The sequence below is a fragment of the Prescottella sp. D32 genome (assembly GCF_037287305.1).
Taxonomy (GTDB): Bacteria; Actinomycetota; Actinomycetes; order Mycobacteriales; family Mycobacteriaceae; genus Prescottella; species Prescottella equi.
Genome location: NZ_JARBSW010000001.1, coordinates 1,367,707 through 1,385,097, shown reverse-complemented (window position 1 = coordinate 1,385,097; position 17,391 = coordinate 1,367,707). Strand labels below are relative to the sequence as shown.

General features: G+C 69.7%; 21 protein-coding genes. 11 read left to right on the top strand and 10 right to left on the bottom strand.

Annotated features, from left to right (window positions below):
* Positions 1-15 precede the first annotated feature (15 nt).
* The 7 genes from PSS76_RS06460 to mftA all read right to left on the bottom strand — a co-directional run bounded on the left by PSS76_RS06460 (position 16) and on the right by mftA (position 7,683).
* A complete protein-coding gene (locus PSS76_RS06460) occupies positions 16-1,974 on the bottom strand; it encodes a mycofactocin system FadH/OYE family oxidoreductase 2 (protein ID WP_337456041.1) in 1,959 nt (652 codons plus the stop codon).
* Positions 1,975-1,986: 12 nt separating this feature from the next.
* Positions 1,987-2,799, bottom strand: coding sequence for a mycofactocin-coupled SDR family oxidoreductase (locus PSS76_RS06455; RefSeq protein ID WP_005518310.1), 813 nt, complete (start codon positions 2,797-2,799; stop codon positions 1,987-1,989).
* Between the two features lie 9 nt (positions 2,800-2,808).
* Positions 2,809-4,740, bottom strand: coding sequence for a mycofactocin system FadH/OYE family oxidoreductase 1 (locus tag PSS76_RS06450; protein ID WP_337456039.1), 1,932 nt, complete (start codon positions 4,738-4,740; stop codon positions 2,809-2,811).
* Between the two features lie 12 nt (positions 4,741-4,752).
* Positions 4,753-5,931 carry a pre-mycofactocin synthase MftD gene (gene mftD / locus PSS76_RS06445; RefSeq protein ID WP_005518307.1) on the bottom strand — a complete coding sequence of 393 codons (1,179 nt, stop codon included), beginning with the start codon at positions 5,929-5,931 and terminating at the stop codon, positions 4,753-4,755.
* A 33-nt stretch (positions 5,932-5,964) separates the two neighbouring features.
* Positions 5,965-7,215, bottom strand: coding sequence for a mycofactocin radical SAM maturase (gene mftC, locus PSS76_RS06440; RefSeq protein WP_084866087.1), 1,251 nt, complete (start codon positions 7,213-7,215; stop codon positions 5,965-5,967).
* A gap of 61 nt (positions 7,216-7,276) precedes the next feature.
* The gene (mftB, locus tag PSS76_RS06435) at positions 7,277-7,597 is read right to left on the bottom strand and encodes a mycofactocin biosynthesis chaperone MftB (protein ID WP_022597407.1); all 321 of its coding nucleotides are present in this window, start codon (positions 7,595-7,597) and stop codon (positions 7,277-7,279) included.
* Positions 7,582-7,683 (bottom strand): mycofactocin precursor MftA, encoded by a 102-nt coding sequence (gene mftA / locus PSS76_RS06430; protein WP_103143061.1) that lies wholly within the window; start codon positions 7,681-7,683, stop codon positions 7,582-7,584. Before mftA ends, mftB begins: the two co-directional genes overlap by 16 nt.
* A gap of 124 nt (positions 7,684-7,807) precedes the next feature.
* Between mftA and mftR the strand changes: the two genes are divergently transcribed.
* The 5 genes from mftR to PSS76_RS06405 all read left to right on the top strand — a co-directional run bounded on the left by mftR (position 7,808) and on the right by PSS76_RS06405 (position 11,654).
* Positions 7,808-8,440, top strand: coding sequence for a mycofactocin system transcriptional regulator MftR (gene mftR / locus PSS76_RS06425; RefSeq protein ID WP_005518304.1), 633 nt, complete (start codon positions 7,808-7,810; stop codon positions 8,438-8,440).
* Entirely contained in the window at positions 8,437-9,240 is an 804-nt protein-coding gene (mftM, locus tag PSS76_RS06420; RefSeq protein ID WP_005518303.1) for a mycofactocin oligosaccharide methyltransferase MftM, read from the top strand. Before mftR ends, mftM begins: the two co-directional genes overlap by 4 nt.
* 159 nt (positions 9,241-9,399) lie before the next feature.
* Positions 9,400-10,455: a ferredoxin--NADP reductase gene (locus tag PSS76_RS06415; RefSeq protein ID WP_013416920.1), complete on the top strand. Its 1,056-nt coding sequence runs from the start codon at positions 9,400-9,402 to the stop codon at positions 10,453-10,455.
* Positions 10,456-10,647: 192 nt separating this feature from the next.
* Entirely contained in the window at positions 10,648-11,010 is a 363-nt protein-coding gene (locus PSS76_RS06410; protein WP_013416921.1) for an SPW repeat protein, read from the top strand.
* Between the two features lie 26 nt (positions 11,011-11,036).
* Entirely contained in the window at positions 11,037-11,654 is a 618-nt protein-coding gene (locus tag PSS76_RS06405; protein ID WP_005518300.1) for a TetR/AcrR family transcriptional regulator, read from the top strand.
* Positions 11,655-11,677: 23 nt separating this feature from the next.
* Here the strand turns inward: PSS76_RS06405 and PSS76_RS06400 are convergent, their stop codons facing one another.
* Positions 11,678-12,445 carry a glutamate racemase gene (locus PSS76_RS06400; protein ID WP_005518299.1) on the bottom strand — a complete coding sequence of 256 codons (768 nt, stop codon included), beginning with the start codon at positions 12,443-12,445 and terminating at the stop codon, positions 11,678-11,680.
* 18 nt (positions 12,446-12,463) lie between these two features.
* Entirely contained in the window at positions 12,464-13,675 is a 1,212-nt protein-coding gene (locus PSS76_RS06395; RefSeq protein ID WP_013416923.1) for an NAD(P)/FAD-dependent oxidoreductase, read from the bottom strand.
* Positions 13,676-13,847: 172 nt separating this feature from the next.
* Between PSS76_RS06395 and PSS76_RS06390 the strand changes: the two genes are divergently transcribed.
* Genes PSS76_RS06390 through PSS76_RS06365 form a run of 6 tightly spaced genes read left to right on the top strand, consistent with a single transcriptional unit; the run spans position 13,848 to position 17,014 of the window.
* Positions 13,848-14,327, top strand: a complete 480-nt coding sequence (locus PSS76_RS06390; protein ID WP_005518285.1) for an Asp23/Gls24 family envelope stress response protein — start codon at positions 13,848-13,850, stop codon at positions 14,325-14,327.
* A complete protein-coding gene (locus PSS76_RS06385; RefSeq protein ID WP_064058350.1) occupies positions 14,324-14,644 on the top strand; it encodes an Asp23/Gls24 family envelope stress response protein in 321 nt (106 codons plus the stop codon). Before PSS76_RS06390 ends, PSS76_RS06385 begins: the two co-directional genes overlap by 4 nt.
* Positions 14,641-14,820, top strand: a complete 180-nt coding sequence (locus PSS76_RS06380; RefSeq protein ID WP_005518282.1) for a hypothetical protein — start codon at positions 14,641-14,643, stop codon at positions 14,818-14,820. The genes PSS76_RS06385 and PSS76_RS06380 overlap by 4 nt, the downstream gene beginning before the upstream one ends.
* A complete protein-coding gene (locus PSS76_RS06375; protein WP_069856745.1) occupies positions 14,813-15,766 on the top strand; it encodes a DUF6286 domain-containing Asp23/Gls24 family envelope stress response protein in 954 nt (317 codons plus the stop codon). The genes PSS76_RS06380 and PSS76_RS06375 overlap by 8 nt, the downstream gene beginning before the upstream one ends.
* Positions 15,763-16,380, top strand: coding sequence for a hypothetical protein (locus PSS76_RS06370; protein ID WP_081184576.1), 618 nt, complete (start codon positions 15,763-15,765; stop codon positions 16,378-16,380). Before PSS76_RS06375 ends, PSS76_RS06370 begins: the two co-directional genes overlap by 4 nt.
* 4 nt (positions 16,381-16,384) lie before the next feature.
* Positions 16,385-17,014, top strand: a complete 630-nt coding sequence (locus PSS76_RS06365) for a pentapeptide repeat-containing protein (RefSeq protein ID WP_069856749.1) — start codon at positions 16,385-16,387, stop codon at positions 17,012-17,014.
* On the opposite strand, the gene PSS76_RS06360 is transcribed toward PSS76_RS06365, so the two are convergent.
* The gene (locus tag PSS76_RS06360) at positions 17,008-17,379 is read right to left on the bottom strand and encodes a YybH family protein (protein WP_013416928.1); all 372 of its coding nucleotides are present in this window, start codon (positions 17,377-17,379) and stop codon (positions 17,008-17,010) included. The two genes, PSS76_RS06365 and PSS76_RS06360, sit on opposite strands and share 7 nt — an antisense overlap.
* Between the last annotated feature and the right edge of the window lie 12 nt (positions 17,380-17,391).

The following is a 17,391-nucleotide window of genomic DNA, read 5'->3' as shown; positions in this document are numbered from 1 at the left end:
GGGGCGTCGTCGTTGCTACAGCGACACCGCCACCCGATGCCCCTCGATCACCGCGGCATGCGAGCGGCGCGGCGTCACGGCGTCACCGATCCGATACACCTCGAACGGAGTGGAGCCACTGTGTGTCAGTACTTTCCACAACTCGTCACAGGGTTCCTGGTGACTCGCGCACACCAGCCAGTCGAACACCTCGGTCAGAGTGACACCGGAGAGGTGGTTGTCCAGGGTGACCCGCAGACGGCCCGCCGCATCGGCGACACCGCTCACCGCCACATCGGTCCACTGCTCGATGCCCGCACGGTGCGCTCGCTGCTGCCATCGCTCCATGTCGAGTGTGACACCCAGGTCCTGGCCGACGATCAGTCCCGGCGTACAGATCGTCACGGCACAACCGCGAGCAGCCAACGTCTCCGCCACGGACGGCCCCTGATGGAAACCCAGCTCGTCCACCACGAGAACCCGACCGGCCGGGGTCACACTTTCGTCCAGCACGCCCCGGGCATGGACCACACGAGCGCACTCCCCTGCCCACCACGGGCGAACCGGACGCGCCCCCGTCGCGACCACCACCACGTCCGGGGCCAGCGCCCGCAACTGCTCCGCGCTCATCTCGACACCGGTCTCGATCCGCACCCCGCGACGCACGCATTCACCCTCGAGATTCCGTACGAGATCACCCAACTCGCCGCGCCCCGACGCAGACGACGCGACCCGGATCTGACCACCCACGACAGGCGAGCGTTCGAACAGTGCCACCCGATGCCCGCGCTCAGCCGCGGTCGCCGCCGCCGACAGCCCCGCCGGCCCGCCCCCGACCACCACCACCCGTCTGCCGGGCACCCGAGGATCGGGCAGCGGAACCGATTCCTTTCCCGCACGGGGATTCTCGACGCAACCGAGCCAACGACCCAGCCCCATGCGTCCCACACACTCCTGATTGCACGACAGGCAGGTGCGGATCTCGTCCGCGGCGCCGCGCAGCGCCTTCGTCGCGAAATCGGGGTCGGCGATCTGCCCGCGAGTGATACCGACGAGATCGCACCGCCCGTCGGTGAGCGCGCGTTCGGCCTCGGCCGGTTCTTTCAGCCGGCCCACGCCGATCACCGGCAGCGCCACCGCTGCCCGAATCGCCTCCGAGATGTGCAGCGCGTAGCCGCGGGGAGTCGCCATGGACGGCTCCACCAGGTGCAGCGTCTCGGTCGCCACGCCCATCGTGGTGTTGATGTAGTCGACGGCCCCCGAGGCCTCCACGATCCGGGCCACCGCGACGGCCTCGTCGAGCACTGTCCCGCCGGGCACCTGCTCGTCGCCCGAAAGACGCACACCGAGCACCAGATTCGGACCGATCGCGGCTCGGACGGCGGCAATCACCTCGACGAGGAACCGGGCGCGGTTCTCGAGGGATCCGCCGTAACGATCGCTCCGCCGGTTCGTGGCCGAGGACAGGAACCCCCGGATGAGCGACGACTGCGAGCCCTGCAGTTCGACGCCGTCGAATCCGCCGTCGCGGCAACGGCCGGCGACGACGGCGTAGGCGGCCACCAGCTCCGCGATCTCCGCCGCCTCGACCGCCTTGGGCACCTCCCGGAACAAGGGATCCGGAACGGGGCTCGGCGCCCACAGCGGTCGGCGCGAATACATGCCCGACCCCTGCCCGCCGTTGTGGTTGAGCTGCGCGAGGATCACCGCGCCGTGACCGTGCACAGCGTCGGTGATCGCCCGGTACCCGTCCACCGCCTCCGGGCGATAGCCGTGAATCACTTTCTCGTACGGCCAGTCCGACGGATGGACACACTGTTCCTCGGTGATGATCATCCCCGCTCCGCCGGCGGCACGGGCCGCGTAGTACGCGGCGTGCTGTTCAGTGGGCAGACCCCCGTGCGCGTAGTTCGTCAGGTGCGCGGTGAACACGACCCGATTACGCAGGGTCCGCCCGCCGAGGCGAAGCGGGGACGACAACCGTGGATACAGCATGGATCGGTCGCGTCAGACCTTCGTGTTGCCCTGGTCCAGTGCGACCTGGCTGGCCGTCACCGTCTTGGCGCCGTCACCGGCCAGCCACAGCACCGCATCCGAGATGTCGTCGGGATCGGCGATGGGCTTCTCGGTGAGGATCGGCGCGAAGTTCGGGCCGTAGTGCGGGTACTGCTGGAGGATGACGAGGCTGCCCGGGTCGGTGCCCATGTGCGTGTTGACGCCGTACGGATGGATCGAGTTGACGCGGATCTTGTACTCGCCGAGTTCCTTCGCCGCGGCCTGCGTGAGACCGACGAGACCGAACTTCGACGCCGCGTAGTGTGCCTGGCCGGGCAGCGCCTTGATGCCGGCAACCGAACTGACGACGATGATCGAGCCACCGTTGCCGGCCTCGATCATGGCCGGCACCGCGGCCTTGAGGGTCTTGAAGGCGCCGGTGAGGTTGATGTCGATCAGCGTCTCCCACTGGTCGTCGGACATCTCCCAGAAGCGATTCCAGTTGCAGATACCGGCATTGGCGATCACGATGTCGAGCCGGCCGAACTGTTCCACACCCGCGTCGACGACGGCCTTCAGCGCCGCGCTGTCGCGGACATCCGCCTCGCGGGCGTAGATCTTGGCGCCCTCGGCCTCGACGAGTCGAACGGTCTCCGCGAAATCGTCGGCCGTCGCGGCGTCGTAGGTGTTGTGGTCGGTGACGCTCTTGCAGACGTCCACCGCGATGATCGCCGCGCCCTCACGCGCCAACCGCACCGCGTGCGTGCGTCCCTGCCCACGCGCCGCGCCCGTGATGAAGGCGACCTTGCCGTCGAACTGTCCCACCGTGATCTCCTAACCCGTGACTACCTCGTACTGCGACATGGACATTGCCGCGAGTCTTCCCTCGCGGACGGCTTCGAGGACGGTGCGGGGGGCGACACAGTCGCCGACCCTCACCGCGCCCTCGCCCACGACCGACCACTCGTTCGGCAACGGAAGCGAACAGTCGACCAGTACCGAGCACGGTACGCCGAAGCGGACACCCGTGAAGCGGTTCTGCAGCAGCACTTCTCCCGCTGTCCCGGCCATCGGGAGAACCGCAAGAAGCGCCGTCACACCGGCGTCCCGCAGGCGTTTGTTCGCATCCACCAGATCTCCCGTCGGCCCGAGTCTCGATCCGACCAACTGGTCGGGCGTCGCGATCGTGACGTCCAGCCCGCGGTCCGCCAGCAGCAGTGCGACGGACACCGCCACCGGGCCGCCGACCGGATCGAACACGATGACCGGCCCCGCATCCACCCTGGAACCGGACAGCACCTCGGCCGCGGTGAGCACGCGCATCGCGGCATCCACGGGGCACGGTGCCGGGCGGGGCCTGCTCCCGGTCGCGACGATCAGCGCCCCGTCTCCGCTCCGCCCGTCCGCGACATCGTCCGGCTCGATCTCGGCGGCCGTCCTGATCTCCACGCCCAGTCGACGGCACTCCGCCTCGAGCCAATCGGCGAGCATCGACAGTCGTGTCCGGCCCGGTCCCGCTGCGGCGGTGCGGAGCATCCCACCGAGCCGAGTGGTGCGCTCCGTCAACGTCACCCGCAAGCCCCGCGACGCGAGCACGCGCGCCGCTTCGAGCCCGGCAGGTCCTCCGCCCACGACCTGCGCGGAGGCGGGGCCGGCCACGGCCACCGGTTCCGGATCGACAGTCTCGAATCCGGCCGTCGGGTTACCGATGCACGTCACCACCGGGTTGCGAGGATCGCGGACCAGGCAGGTCTGGTTGCACAGCACGCACGGCCGCGGGGCCGACCCGGCCCGCACCCGCGACACGAGGTCCGGCTCGGCAATCTGGGCGCGCGTCATCTCGACGAGATCCGCGACGCCGTCGTCGAGCGCCCGCTGCGCCTGCGCCGCGTCTACGACGCTGCCCTGCAACACCACCGGAACCCGGCCGCCCGCGGCAGCACGCATCGATCTGCACAGCCCGAGATTGAACCCGGGCGCGGTGTGGCCGTCCGGTCGATAGGCGGCGGTGGAGTACGGCCCGCCCCGGACCACCACGAGCAGGTCCAGCGACTCGGCCAGCGCAGCGACGTGGTTCGCCGCGTCGTCCGGGGTGATGCCGGCCCACGGCGCCTGCTCGTCGCAGCTGAGCCGCAGCGACAGGATGCGGTCACCGAGTTCCGCCCGGACCGCAGCGATCACCTCACGCGTGAGGTGCAGCCGATCGACGCCGTAGCCGTCGGTGCGCCGGTTCGTCAGCCCCGAATGAAACTGGCGCAGAAGAGAGGACGGGCCGGCGTCGAGCTCGACACCGTCTACGCCCGCGGCCACCGCGAGCCGGGCAGCCCGACCGAAACCCTCGACGAGCGCGGCGATCTCGCCGGGCTCCATCTCCATCGGCAACTCCCGCGACACCGGGTTCGGGAAGCGAGACGGCGCCCACAACGCCGACTGCGACCACGCACTCGACCCCTGCAGCCCGGTGTGCCCGAGACCCGCGAGCACGAGCGTCCCGTGCGGGCGGCACGCATCCGACACTGCACGCCAACCCTGCTCGCAGTCCGCGGCCAGCGGGGACCGTTCGTACGGCCAGTCACTCCGGTGAACCGACGCGGTCTCGGTGACGATCAGTCCGGCGCCGCCGCGGGCACGACGTTCGTAGTACGCGACGTGCCGAGCGGACAGTGCGCGGGCGTCGCCCAGATTGGTCTCGTGCGGACCGAAGAGCACCCTGGCCGGGGCGATGCGCCCGGCCAGGGTGAACGGTTCGGTGAGGCTGCCGCGCACGCGCGCGGTGTTCTAGCCGACGCCGAGATCGCGGCGGAAGCCCTCGGGGACCACGAGGTCGTTCGGGCTCAGGTCGTGAATCGACTTGTGACCCAAGCCGAGAACCGCCGAGTCGATGCCCCCGCGGAGGATGTCGAGGACGTTCTCGACACCGGCCTGACCGTTGGCCGACAGACCCCAGAGGTAGGCGCGCCCGATCATGACGGCGCGGGCGCCGAGGGCGAGCGCCTTGACGACGTCGCTGCCGCGGCGGATGCCGCCGTCGAGCACGACCTCGAGCTGATCACCGACCGCCTCGGCGATCGCCGGCAGCGCCCGGATCGGAGCGGGGGTGCCGTCGAGGTTGTTGCCGCCGTGGTTCGACACCGAGATCGCGGAGCAACCGGCGTCGAGTGCCCGCTTGGCGTCGTCGACCCGCATGACGCCCTTGAGCATGAACGGTCCGCCCCACTGCTCACGCAGCCAGGCGACGTCCTCCCACGTGGGCAGCGGCGTGCCCATCCACTGGCCGTACGCCCCGAAGAACGTGGGCGGCTGCTGGCCCGGCGCCGCCAGGTTCGGCGTCGTCAGGTCCGGGACCTTGCCGGTCTTTGCGAACTCCCACAGCCACTTCGGGCGGGTGATGCCCTCCGGCGCGAACTGGAACATCGCCTTGAGATCCATCTTCTCCGGGATCGACGGGCTGCCCCAGTCGCGGCCGTTGGAGAACGACCAGTCCAGCGTGATGATCAGACCGGTCGCACCCGCGGCGCGAGCCCGCTCCATGCGCTGGAGCAGCGTGTCGCGATCGCCGACCCAGTACATCTGGAAGAAGGTCTGCGGATTGGCTGCCGCGACCTCTTCGATGGACTTGCTCGCGAAGGAGCTGAGGCCGATCGCGGTGCCGCGTGCCGCCGCGGCGCGGGCGACCGCGACCTCGCCGTCCGGATGCACGGCCTGCACACCCGTCGGCGAGATCATCACGGGCATCGAAATGGGCTGGCCCATCACGGTGGTCGACAGATCACGCTCCCCGGACAGCCCGGCCACGTGCGGGGCGAAGCCGAGCTCGGAGAAGGCCGCGATGTTGTCGTCGACGGTCAGCCCCTTCTCGGAGCCGGCAACCAGTGCCGCATACACCGACTTGGGCAGACGCTTCTTCGCGCGCCGTTGCGCCTCGGCAACCGTCTCGAACCACGTGTTCTTGGCCATTGAAAAACCTCTCGTACTGCTTGTGAACTACTTCTATTCCATTCCGGCAAGCGGATTTTCGTCGCAGATCTTCGCCGGAGGACGGGTCAGCAGGGTCAGCGGCACCGGCGCCTGCGGCGTGCGCCGCTCGGCGCGCTTGCCGGTCCGTGAATGGTCCTGGCTCGACTTCGGCACCGTGCGATCGGCCTCGAGCGCGGACGTGCCGTACCCCTGGACGCACTCGGGGTCCGGGCCGTCCATCGGCAGGCCCGTGAAGAACTTGGCCGCCATGCAGCCGCCGCGGCACGAGTCGTAGTGGTCGCACTTGCTGCAGGCTCCACCGGTCTGCGGCGACCGCAGGTCCTGGAACAGCTCCGAGTGCTGCCACACCTGCTGGAAACCACCGTCCGAGACGATGTTTCCGGCCAGGAACTGGTCGTGGATCGCGAACGGGCAGGCATACACGTCGCCGATCGGGTCGATCAGGCACACGACGCGTCCGGCGCCGCACAGGTTCAGCCCCGGCAACGCGTCGCCGTACGCCGAGAGGTGGAAGAACGAGTCGCCTGTCAGCACACCCTCGCCGTTCGCGACCAGCCAGTCGTACAGCTCACGCTGCTGCTCCTGGGTGGGGTGCAGTTCGTCCCACACGTCGGCGCCGCGACCCGACGGCCGCAGGCGCGTGATGCGCAGCGTCGCACCGAACCGGTCGGCGAGCTCCTTGAACTCGTCGAGCTGGCTCACGTTCTCGCGGGTGACGACAACGGAGATCTTGGCATCCTTGAACCCCGCCTCGGCGAGATTCTCCAGCGCACGCACGGCCATCGCGAACGAACCCGGCCCGCGCACAGCGTCGTTCACCTCGGCGGTCGCGCCGTCGAGCGAGATCTGGACGTCGACGTAATCGCTGGCCGCCAGGCGCTCGGCGACCTTCTTGTCGATCTTGACGCCGTTGGTGGAGAACTTGACACCGACCTGGTGCTCGGTCGCGTAGTCGACCAGCTCCCAGAAGTCGGAGCGGACGGTGGGCTCACCGCCGCCGATGTTGACGTAGAAGACCTGCATGCGCTGCAGCTCGTCGATGATCGACTTGCACTGTTCAGTGCTGAGCTCGCGCGGGTCCCGGCGCCCCGAGGACGACAGGCAGTGCACGCACGACAGGTTGCACGCGTAGGTGAGTTCCCACGTGAGGCAGATCGGGGCGTCGAGACCGAGTTCGAACTGGTCTACGAGACGACCGACCTTGGGGACGAGCGGAGCGGCGGGAGACGACGTGGTCGCGGGCGGCTCGAGAACTGAGGTCATGGGCTGAGTCCTCAAATCTGAAGAGTCTGGTTGGGTACAGAACGTGAAGAAGAGGCTGGGATCAGGACGGCACGATCATGTGCGAGTCGGCGAGCGTGCCGAGGGCGCGCAGATACGGCCGCGCCGCATCCTCCTCGATGCCGTGCGCTCGCAGGGCTGCCCCGACGTTCGGGTGCTGGGGCAGCGATTCGACGATCTCGACGATGGTCCGGTTCTTCAGGAACGAGAGCTTGCGCGTCCCGAAGTGGTAGAGCAGCGCCCCGAAAGGTTCGGGGCGCAGCGCCACCTGCGGATGGAGCTTCCATGCCGCGTCGAGATCGATCGTGCCGGCCGACGAGCCGGAGCCGAGGGCCTGTTCGGACACGATCAGTACACGCCGCACATGCCGTCGATGGAAACCTCTTCCACGAGGGACTCCTCGACGAGCGAGCTCTCGTTGGCAGAAATGACACTGTCGCGATCGGACATCGATTCCTCCTCCAAATCGGACCCCAGCAGCGGGATCTGCGGTCATAGTGACTTCTTCACTGTGACTCGACTCACCACTGTAATGGCATCGGGTGCACAATGACTAGTGAAGGAGGTCACAGGAGTGCGCAGTCGTAGAAACCCGTCGTCGCGAATCGGCCGGAGGCCGACCACCACACGCGACCGCATCGCGGCGGTGGGCATCGACCTGTTCGCCACTCGCGGGTTCGACGACACCAGCGTCGACGACATCGCGGAGGCAGCGGGGATCGCGCGTCGCACGTTCTTCCGCTACTTCCCGTCGAAGAACGCGGTGCCGTGGGGAGACTTCGACGCGCATCTGGCCGAGATGCGCACCCTGCTCGCGGAGATGCCCGACGACGAGCCGATCCTGGACAACCTCGTCGCGGCGGTTCTCGAGTTCAACACCTTCCCGCCCGAGGTCACCGACGGCCACCGCCGGCGCATGGAACTGATCTTCGTGGTCCCCGCACTGCAGGCGTACTCCGTCGTGATGTACGAGGGATGGCGCAAGGTGATCGCCGAGTACGTGGCCGGTCGGCTCCACCTCCAGGCCACCGATCAGCTGCCCAGAACCGTCGGCTACCTGATGCTCGGCGTCGCGATGGGCGCCTACGAGACGTGGCTGGCCGACGACTCGGCCGACCTGATCGACCTGCTCACGAAGGGCAGTCGGATGCTCTACACCGGACTATCCGAACTGCACGAGCCGCTACTGAACGGAACCGCCCCATGACGCTCGACTCGCTCGCACCCTGCGCCCCGGGACTGTGGTCGCACGACCACGTCACCGTCGAACGCGTCCCGAGTGGTCCGATCACCCTGACCCGCAGCGGGGACCGCTTGCACGTCCGGCACGCACTCGGCCCCGAAGCGCTGAGCGAGCGGCTGGTCGCCGAGGTGACCGCGTCGATCGGCGACGCCGACTTCGGACAGACGGAGTTCGAACTCACGATGGTCGGACTGGTCCGCTCCACGGTGCCGGGCGCGCTCGAGTCGTGGACCGTCTACTACCGCAATTCGCTCGAGGAACTACTGGACGGCACCGCGGACTTCGCGCCGATCCACGACAAGGCCGCCGCACTGGTCCGCGGCTCGGTGCTCGACCTCGGCTCGTGCTTCGGCTTCCTGCCCCTGCGCCTGGCCCGCGCCGGCGTCCCCGTCACCGCGACCGACATCCTGCCGGGCACGATGACCCTGCTCGACGCCGTCGCACCCCGCCTCGGCATCCCGATCAGCACGCTCGTCTGCGATGCCGCGAACGTCCCGGTGCCCGACGACAGCGCCGACACCGTGACCGCGGTCCACCTCCTCGAGCACGTCGACGCCCGCACCGGCGCCGACGTCGTCGCCGAAGCCCTGCGCATCGCGCGCGAGCGCGTCGTCGTCGCCGTGCCGTACGAGGACGAGGCCACGGCGTGCCACGGACACGTCCGCACCTTCGATGCCGACGCACTGCGGGAGCTCGGCGCATCGACGGGGCGACCGTTCGACGTCTTCGACCACCACGGCGGCTGGCTCGTCCTCGAGGCCTGACGCCTCGAGGATTCGTGCGCGCGCTCGAGAATGCTCCCGATCAGCGGGAGCCGGAAGAGGCGAATTACCATCGCCCCGGTAGCGTCGCTACGCTGCTACGCTGAAACTAGAACACGTTCTAAACGTTCTACACTGATCCACGAGAGGACCAGAGTTCGCATGACCACTATCGACGTGCCGCACAGCTCTCGATCCGCGGTGCTCACCGTGTCCGGGGTGATCGAGGAAACCCCCGACTCGCGGTCGCTGGTCTTCGACGTCCCCGCGGACATGAAGAGCAAGTTCCAGTACAAGCCCGGCCAGTTCCTGACGCTGCGCATCCCGAGCGATCAGACCGGCTCGGTCGCGCGCTGCTACTCCCTGGCCAGCTCGCCGTTCACCGACGACGCCCCCAAGGTCACCGTCAAGCGCACCGCCGACGGCTACGGCTCCAACTGGCTGTGCGACAACCTGAAGGTGGGCGACCAGCTCGAGGTGCTGCCTCCGGCCGGCGTCTTCACCCCGAAGTCCCTCGACCACGACTTCCTGCTCTTCGGCGGCGGCAGCGGCATCACGCCCGTCATGTCGATCCTGAAGTCGGCGCTGACCCAGGGCGGCGGCAAGGTCGTCCTCCTGTACGGCAACCGCGACGTCGAGTCGGTGATCTTCGCCGCCGAGCTGCGTGAGCTCGCCGCCAAGTACCCCGACCGCCTGACGATCATCCACTGGATCGAGACGGTGCAGGGACTGCCCAGCGTGACCCAGCTCGCGACGCTGGTGTCTCCGTACACCTCGTACGAGGCCTTCATGTGTGGCCCCGGCCCGTTCATGGACACCATCCACGAGGCCCTGGCCCAGGCCGGGATGCCGCGCTCGCAGGTCCATGCGGAGGTCTTCAACTCGCTGAGCGGCGACCCGTTCGCGGACGTCGAGCTCGAAGAGGTCACCGCCGAGGAGGCTGCCGACGCCGCCACCGTCGAGATCGAGCTGGACGGCGAGAAGCACAACCTCAGCTGGCCGCGGAAGCAGACGCTCGTCGACGTGATGCTGTCGAAGGGCCTGGACGTGCCCTACTCCTGCCAGGAGGGCGAGTGCGGCTCCTGCGCCTGCACCGTCCTCGAGGGCGAGGTCTCCATGGAGCACGCCGGCGTCCTCGACGAGGAGGACATCGCCAACGGCTACATCCTGGGCTGCCAGGCCAAGCCGGTGACCGATCACCTCAAGATCGAGTTCTGACACTCGGCACCCGGTCCCAGGAAGGGCCCGACTCCACCGTCCGGTGGGTCGGGCCCTTCCCGCATCCGTACCCGTCGTGGCCGGAACTGCACGAACCCGTGACGTCAGTGCAATCCGGACAACATTGATCGGCCGGTCAGTCAGCGTGACACTGAGGGTGGAGGACACGATCCTTTCCCTAGGAGGCTGGTCATGAAGGCATCAACTCGTTGGCAGGACTACGCGGCCGTCATCATCGGCGCCTACGCAGCCCTCTCCCCACTGTGGCTCGACACCAACAACGCGGCGGTGTGGTCGCTGATCGTGCTCGGCGTGCTGATCGCGGTCGCCGGACTGCTCCACATGGCTCGACCGGAGATGGTCGCGGCGGACTACGCGATGGGCGTGCTCGGCGTGCTGCTGTTCATCTCCCCGTGGGTGATGAACTTCCACACCATGACCGGGGCAGCCTGGACCGCGTGGGTGGTCGGGGCACTCGCGGTCGTGGTGTCCGTCGTCGGAATGCCGGCGATGAGTTCGCGAATGCACGGACACGGAGGGGTGGCCGCACACTGATCCACTCCGACCGGAAGGCACCCCCCATGCCGCCGCGTCCGCGTCGGCGACGGAGCGTGAAGACCGACGGCGACGCCCGCGAGAAGATCCTCGACGCCGCCGAGACGCTGTTCGCCGCCCACGGCTTCGACGCAACGTCCACGGCCGCGGTCGCGGGGGCGGCGGGGGTGCCCAAAGGCCTGATCTTCTACTACTTCCCCACCAAGGCGGACATCCTGACCGCGCTGCTCGCCGAACGACTCCCGGCCGAACCGCTCGACGACCTCGCGCCGCTGGTCGCTCCCGGCGATCCCGCCACGAGCCTGGTGAACCTCGACAACGCGCTCAACCTGCGCGACCACCACTCGTCGGTGATGCGGGTGATCATCTGGCGCGAGGCCGAATCGCACCCCGACGTCCGCGACTACCTGCGCCGCTTCCGGTCGTACCTGCACGACGCCACGGTGCGGATCCTCGAGGCCAGCGCCGCGGTCCCGGTCCGGCCGGGAACTCTGCGGGCGTGCGCGAATGCGTGGGTGGCCGCGATGTTCTCCGCGGCCGGCAACGACCGGCTGCGCGATCTCGACGACATCCCCCGGCAGCACCGTGAGGAACTCGACCCCGTCGCGCAGGTCGTGGCCGCGGGCATGGCGCGCCTGGGCTGACGCCGACGATCCGCGCCGGACCGTCAGCGCGACGGCGCCGCGAGCAGGAGGCGTCCGGCGTCGAAGTTCGCGGCACTGATCGGCAGCTCGCCGCGAGTCCCACTGAGTAGGACCTCCACGGTGCCCTGGCCGGTGGTGTCCCGCCCGAGGGCGTCGATCCGGCGCAGGGTCTGGGCCGCCACGGCCTCGGCGCTGTCGAACAGCGCCACCCCGTCCGGCAGGTGCGCCGCGATCTCGTCGGCGACGAGCGGGTAGTGCGTGCAGCCCAGCACGACACCGGTGACGTCGTCCGGGGTGCGGGCGGCGGCCGCGGCGATGGCAGCCCGCGCGGCCTCGACGTCCCCGAGGTCGATCGCGTCGGCGAGCCCGTGGCACGCCACCCCCACCACCGAACTGCCGTTCGCGAATTCCTTCACGAGATTGGCCTGGTAGTCACTCGCGGTCGTGGCCGCCGTTGCCCAGATCGCCACCGAGTCGCACACCGCCGCGGCGGGCTTGATCGCGGGCACCGTGCCGATCACGGGAATCGAGTCCCCCAGGTCCGCGCGTACGTGCTCGAGCGCCGTGACGCTCGCGGTGTTGCACGGCAGCACGACGACCTCGGCCCCGCGGTCCACCGCACGACGCGCGGTCCCGACCACCCGGTCGATCACCCAGCGTTCGTCGCGCGGACCCCACGGCGCGCCCTCGGGATCGAGCGACAGCATCAGGTCGAGATCGGGCCGCAATCGACGCAGCCACGCAGACGTCGGCAGCAGTCCCAGACCCGAGTCGATGAGCGCAACGATCACCCGACAAATCTAGCCCGCTCAGGCAGGGGCGGACTCGAGCAGTTCCCCGATCGGCGCCCCGGCCGCGATCTTGGCGCGCATCTTCATCACCGCGCCGGCCGATCCCGCACCCACGACGGCGGTGAGGACGCCGTCCCGCGAGTAGTACACGACGAACTTGCGGCCGTCGTCCTTGACGACGTGGACCTCGTCGGTGGCCGACACCGCGCCCAGCGCCTGGATCTTGAGGCCGTACTGGTCGCTCCAGAAGTACGGAACCTGCGTCGGCGCGTTCGGATCGCCAGTGCCGGTGAGCGCACCGGCGAGGATCTTCGCCTGGTCACCGGCATTGCTCCAGTGCTCGACGCGCTTGCACTCACCCGTTCCCAGGGTCCACGCCGCGACGTCGCCGATCGCCCACACGTGCGGGTCACCGGTTCGGCCGACCGCGTCGCACACCACACCGTTGTCCAGTTCGATACCGGAATCCTCGAGCCACCCGGTGACCGGCGTCGAACCGATACCGATCGCGACGACGTCCACCTCGAGTTCGGTGCCGTCCGTCAGGACGGCACCGACGACGCGTCCCTCGCCGGTGAGTTCGGCCAGCCCGACACCGGCTCGGACGTCGACGCCAGCCTCGACGTGCAGTCGTCCCACGAGCGCGCCGACCTGCGCACCGAGCACCGACGCGAGCGGCGCCGGCTGCGGCTCGACCAGGACGACCTCCATGCCGAGCGCCCGCATGCTCGCCGCCAGCTCGCATCCGATGAACCCGGCACCGACGACCAGCGCACGCTTGCCCTCGCCGAGATCGGCTCGCAGCGCCCGACTTTCGTCGATCGAGCGCAGGACGTGCACGCCCGCGAGGTCGGGCAGGCCGGGGATGCGGCGCGGGGTCAGGCCGGTCGCGACGATCAGTTCGCCGTACTCGACCTCGCTGCCGTCGGCCAACAGCAGCCGTCGTGCCGCCCGGTCCAGTCCGGTCGCGGCGGAGCCGAGGCGCAGCGCGATCCGGTGCTCGTCGTAGAACTCGCGCGGTCGCAGGGTGGTGTCGTCGTTCTCGCCCCGGACGACCTCCTTCGACAGCGGCGGCCGGTCGTACGGCAGGTGCGCCTCGTCGCCGACAATGACCAGTTCGCCGTCGTACCCGGACTGGCGCAGTTCCTCCGCCGCGCGGACGGCCGCCAGGCCGGCCCCGACGATCACGACCGGACCGTCGACCTTCTCGGTGCTGCTCATCCCTGCCATCCCCTCGGACCACTCCGACCACTCGAACACAACTGGAACATGTTCTACCAAATCGCCGTGATGCGCGACACCCCGTCGCCCGGCGCCGCCATCTCCGGCGCCACCCCACCCCGGTCACTACAGTTGATTTCGACCGGCACCGCATCGGGAGGGCGCCGGAAGAGGAGCGACGATGACCACTGATCCGGGTTCGTTCAGTTCGAGCGCGGGCCGCGCTCCGGTGCAGTTCGGGAGCGGCCCCTCGTCCGACCTCGTCAGCTCGCAGGGGCGGACGATCATCGCGGACGCCGTCGTCGCGAAGATCGCCGGCATCGCGACTCGCGAGATCGACGGTGTCTACGACGTCGGCGGTGGCACCGCGCGCGTCGTCGGGGCACTGCGCGACCGCATCCCCGGTGCGCGCGTCAACCACGGCCAGGGCGTCGCCGTCGAGGTCGGCGAGAAGCAGGCCGCGATCGACATCGGCATCGTCGCCGAATACGGCGTCGCGCTGCACGAACTCGCGGCCGGGATCCGCCGCAACGTGATCGCCGCCGTCGAGAACATGACCGGGCTCGAGGTCACCGAGGTGAACATCACCGTCTTCGACGTGGTCCTGTTCGACGAGAACGATCCCGGCTCCGAGGTGGACGCCAAGCCGAGGGTCCAGTGACCGAGGCCGACGTCCGAGCACCCGACATCGCAGACCTCGCCGCCGCGGCCGCGCTCGCGGTACCCGGCGTCTCGGGCCTGCACGGTGGCGAGTTCGGGACGGTCGCGACCTATCTGCCGGGGCGGCGGATCACCGGGATCAGCATCGGAGCGGACGCGTGCGCGGTCCACGTGATCCTGCGCTATCCGGCAGACCTGATCGCGACCGCCGATCGGGTTCGCGACGCCGTCCGAGCGGTCGTCGGCGTGCCCGTCGACGTGACCATCGAGGACCTGACGGACGAACTTCCCCACGACGAGACAGGACCACGGACATGAGCAGTACGGGTATGGGACTGATCGCAGGCCTGCTCCTCGCCCTCGCCGGAATCCTCGGCGGTTTCAGCGGATTCGTGTTCGCGGTGCTGCTCGGTGCCGTGGGCATGGCGATCGGCGCGCACCGTGACGGCCACCTCGACCTCGGCGCCCTACTGCGGTCCCGCGGCCGTGGCTGAGACCCCGGAAGACGATCCCGGCACCCGCGGAGGCCTCGTCATCAAGGACCGGGCCTACGAGAAGATCGCGACCACCGCGGCGCTCGGGGTACCCGGCGTCGTCGCTCAGGGCGGCGGGCTGACCCGCTTCACCGGACGCGATCTCCCACGTGCCGACGTCTCCGCCGGCGACGCGTCCGTGGCGCTGAACCTGTATCTCGGAGTCCAGTGGCCCTGCGACGTCGCCGAACTCACCCGCCGGGTCCACCGGGAGGTCGGCAAGCAGATCGAGGACCTGACCGGCCGTCCACTGCAGCGCCTCGAGGTCCTCGTCGCGGGCACCGAGGCCCTTCCCGCCGACGAGTCCGACGGCGGCGCGTGCCCGACGCCCGTGCCCGCCGACATCGTGACCCCGCCGCGGCCGCCGACCGCCGCGCCCGCGGCCGTGCCTGCTGCCGTGGTGACGGCGATCGGACTCCTCGCGCTCGCCGCCGTCGCCGCACGAGAACTGCTGATCGCCCGTGGCGTGATCGGCGGCGCGCCCTGGCTGCGGAACACCTTCGAGTGGATCGGACGCCTGCACTGGCAGCAGTGGCTCGTCCCGGCCGCCATCGCCGCACTTGCCGTCGGGATCCTGTGCGTCCTGCTCGCGCTCGCTCCGCGGACCCGCACCCACGTCGCGCTCCGCACGGCCACCGGCGCTCCGACCACGTGGATGCGGCCGGTCGACGTCGCGCGCATGTGCAGCGCGCGGGCCAGCACGGTGCCCGGCGTGGCCGTCGCGCACACGACGGTCGATCGCCGACGGTCCACCGTCCACGTGCGGCCGGACGAGACCGTCGCCGGGGAGGCCGTGCAGGCGCTCGAACAGGCCGTCGCCGACTCCGTGCGCGCGAGCCTCGACGTTCTCGATCGCCCGCTGAAACTCCGGGTGAAGATCCGCACGCGCGACCGGCGGCGGGCATGAAGCGCGGGCCGGCGGCACTCAACCGCCTCCTCGTCCTGCTGATCGGTCTCGTCCTGGCCGGCCTCGGTGCGGCGGCGCTCGCGTGGGACCGCGATGTCGCGGCCGTGCGCGACGCGGTCGGCCGGCTCGACCGCGACCGCGTCGTCGCCGTCCCCGACGAACCGTGGTGGCACTGGGCGCTCGGCGCGACGATCGGCGTCTGCCTCGTGCTCGGGATAGTCGTCCTGGCCGTCGACCTGAGTCGCCGCAGGGCCGCGCCCACCGGCATGCTCGAGAGCGTCACCGACACCCCCGTGTCCATCGATCTGGGCCCGATCGCGACCGGCGTCGCGGCCGAACTGGCCAGGCTGCCGGGGGTGCGCCGGGCCCGCGGACGCGCGCTTTCCGACCGCGGGCTCGCCACGATCCAGGTCACTGTCGAGGCCGACCCGCGCACCGACATCGCGGCCCTGACCGACGCCGCGGACCGCGTCGCCGCGACCACGACAGCCGCCCTGGGCGGCTCGGCGATCGCGGACGTGGCGGTCCGGGTGCTGCTCCACCTCGATCGCACCGACCAACCCCCGGTGCCCGCCCCGCGGCCGCAGCCCGAGTCCGAGGGTGAAGGAGACTGACCCCATGCGTGACACGGACTCCGAACTCTCGACCGACGATGCCTCCTTCGAGCGGGACGACTTCTCGGACGCCGACTTCTCCGGCGAGAACTGGCAGCACCGCTCCTACGTGGGCTGTCTGTTCCGCGACACCGACCTCTCGGGCCTCGTCACCGAATCGGTGACGTTCACCGACTGCGATTTCACGGGTGCCGACCTCACCGGTTCACAACACAGCGGCTCCGCGTTCCGGAACTGCCACTTCGAGTACACCCGCATGTGGGACAGCTCATTCCGCCACTCGAGTTTCCTCGGATCGGTCATCCGGGACTCCCGCATCCGTCCGCTCACCCTCGAGGAAGTCGACTTCACGCTCGCCTCCCTCGGCGAGATCGACCTGCGCGGCGTCGACCTGTCGGGCTGCAGACTGCGGGAGGCGAATCTCGTCAAAGCGGACCTGCGCAAGGCGATCCTGCGCGGGGCCGACCTCACCGGCGCCCGCACGGGCGACCTCCGTCTCGACGACGCCGATCTCGAGGGCGCCCGCGTCGATCCCTCGCTGTGGACGTCGGCGAAGCTCGGTGGTGCCCGCATCGAGATGAACCAGGCCGTGAGCTACGCGGCCGCGCACGGGCTGCGCGTCGCCGGCTACTGAGCCGGCCGGACGAACTCCGGCTGATCGAGCACCCGCAGCCAGCTGCCGTCCGGTTGACGCCGCACGACCTGCGCGCGGGCCCCGGCACCGTCTCGGGGCGGCGTGGACGTCAACGCGAGATCACCGCTGACGAGCGTCGGCAGCGGCGGCTCCGGCTCGAAGCGCGGCGCGTGCGCGAGCACCTGAGCCCACAGGTCCCGGATCGCCGCGCGACCCACCGTGACGGAACCCGGCGGATATGCCATCACAGCGTCCTCCTCGTAGAGGGCGGCGACGCCGTCCGCGTCCCCGGCGTTCGACCGCTCCACGAACAACCTCGTGAGGTCCTCGGGGGTCATCGCCTTCTCGACATCCGCTTTCGTCATCGATCTGTCCTC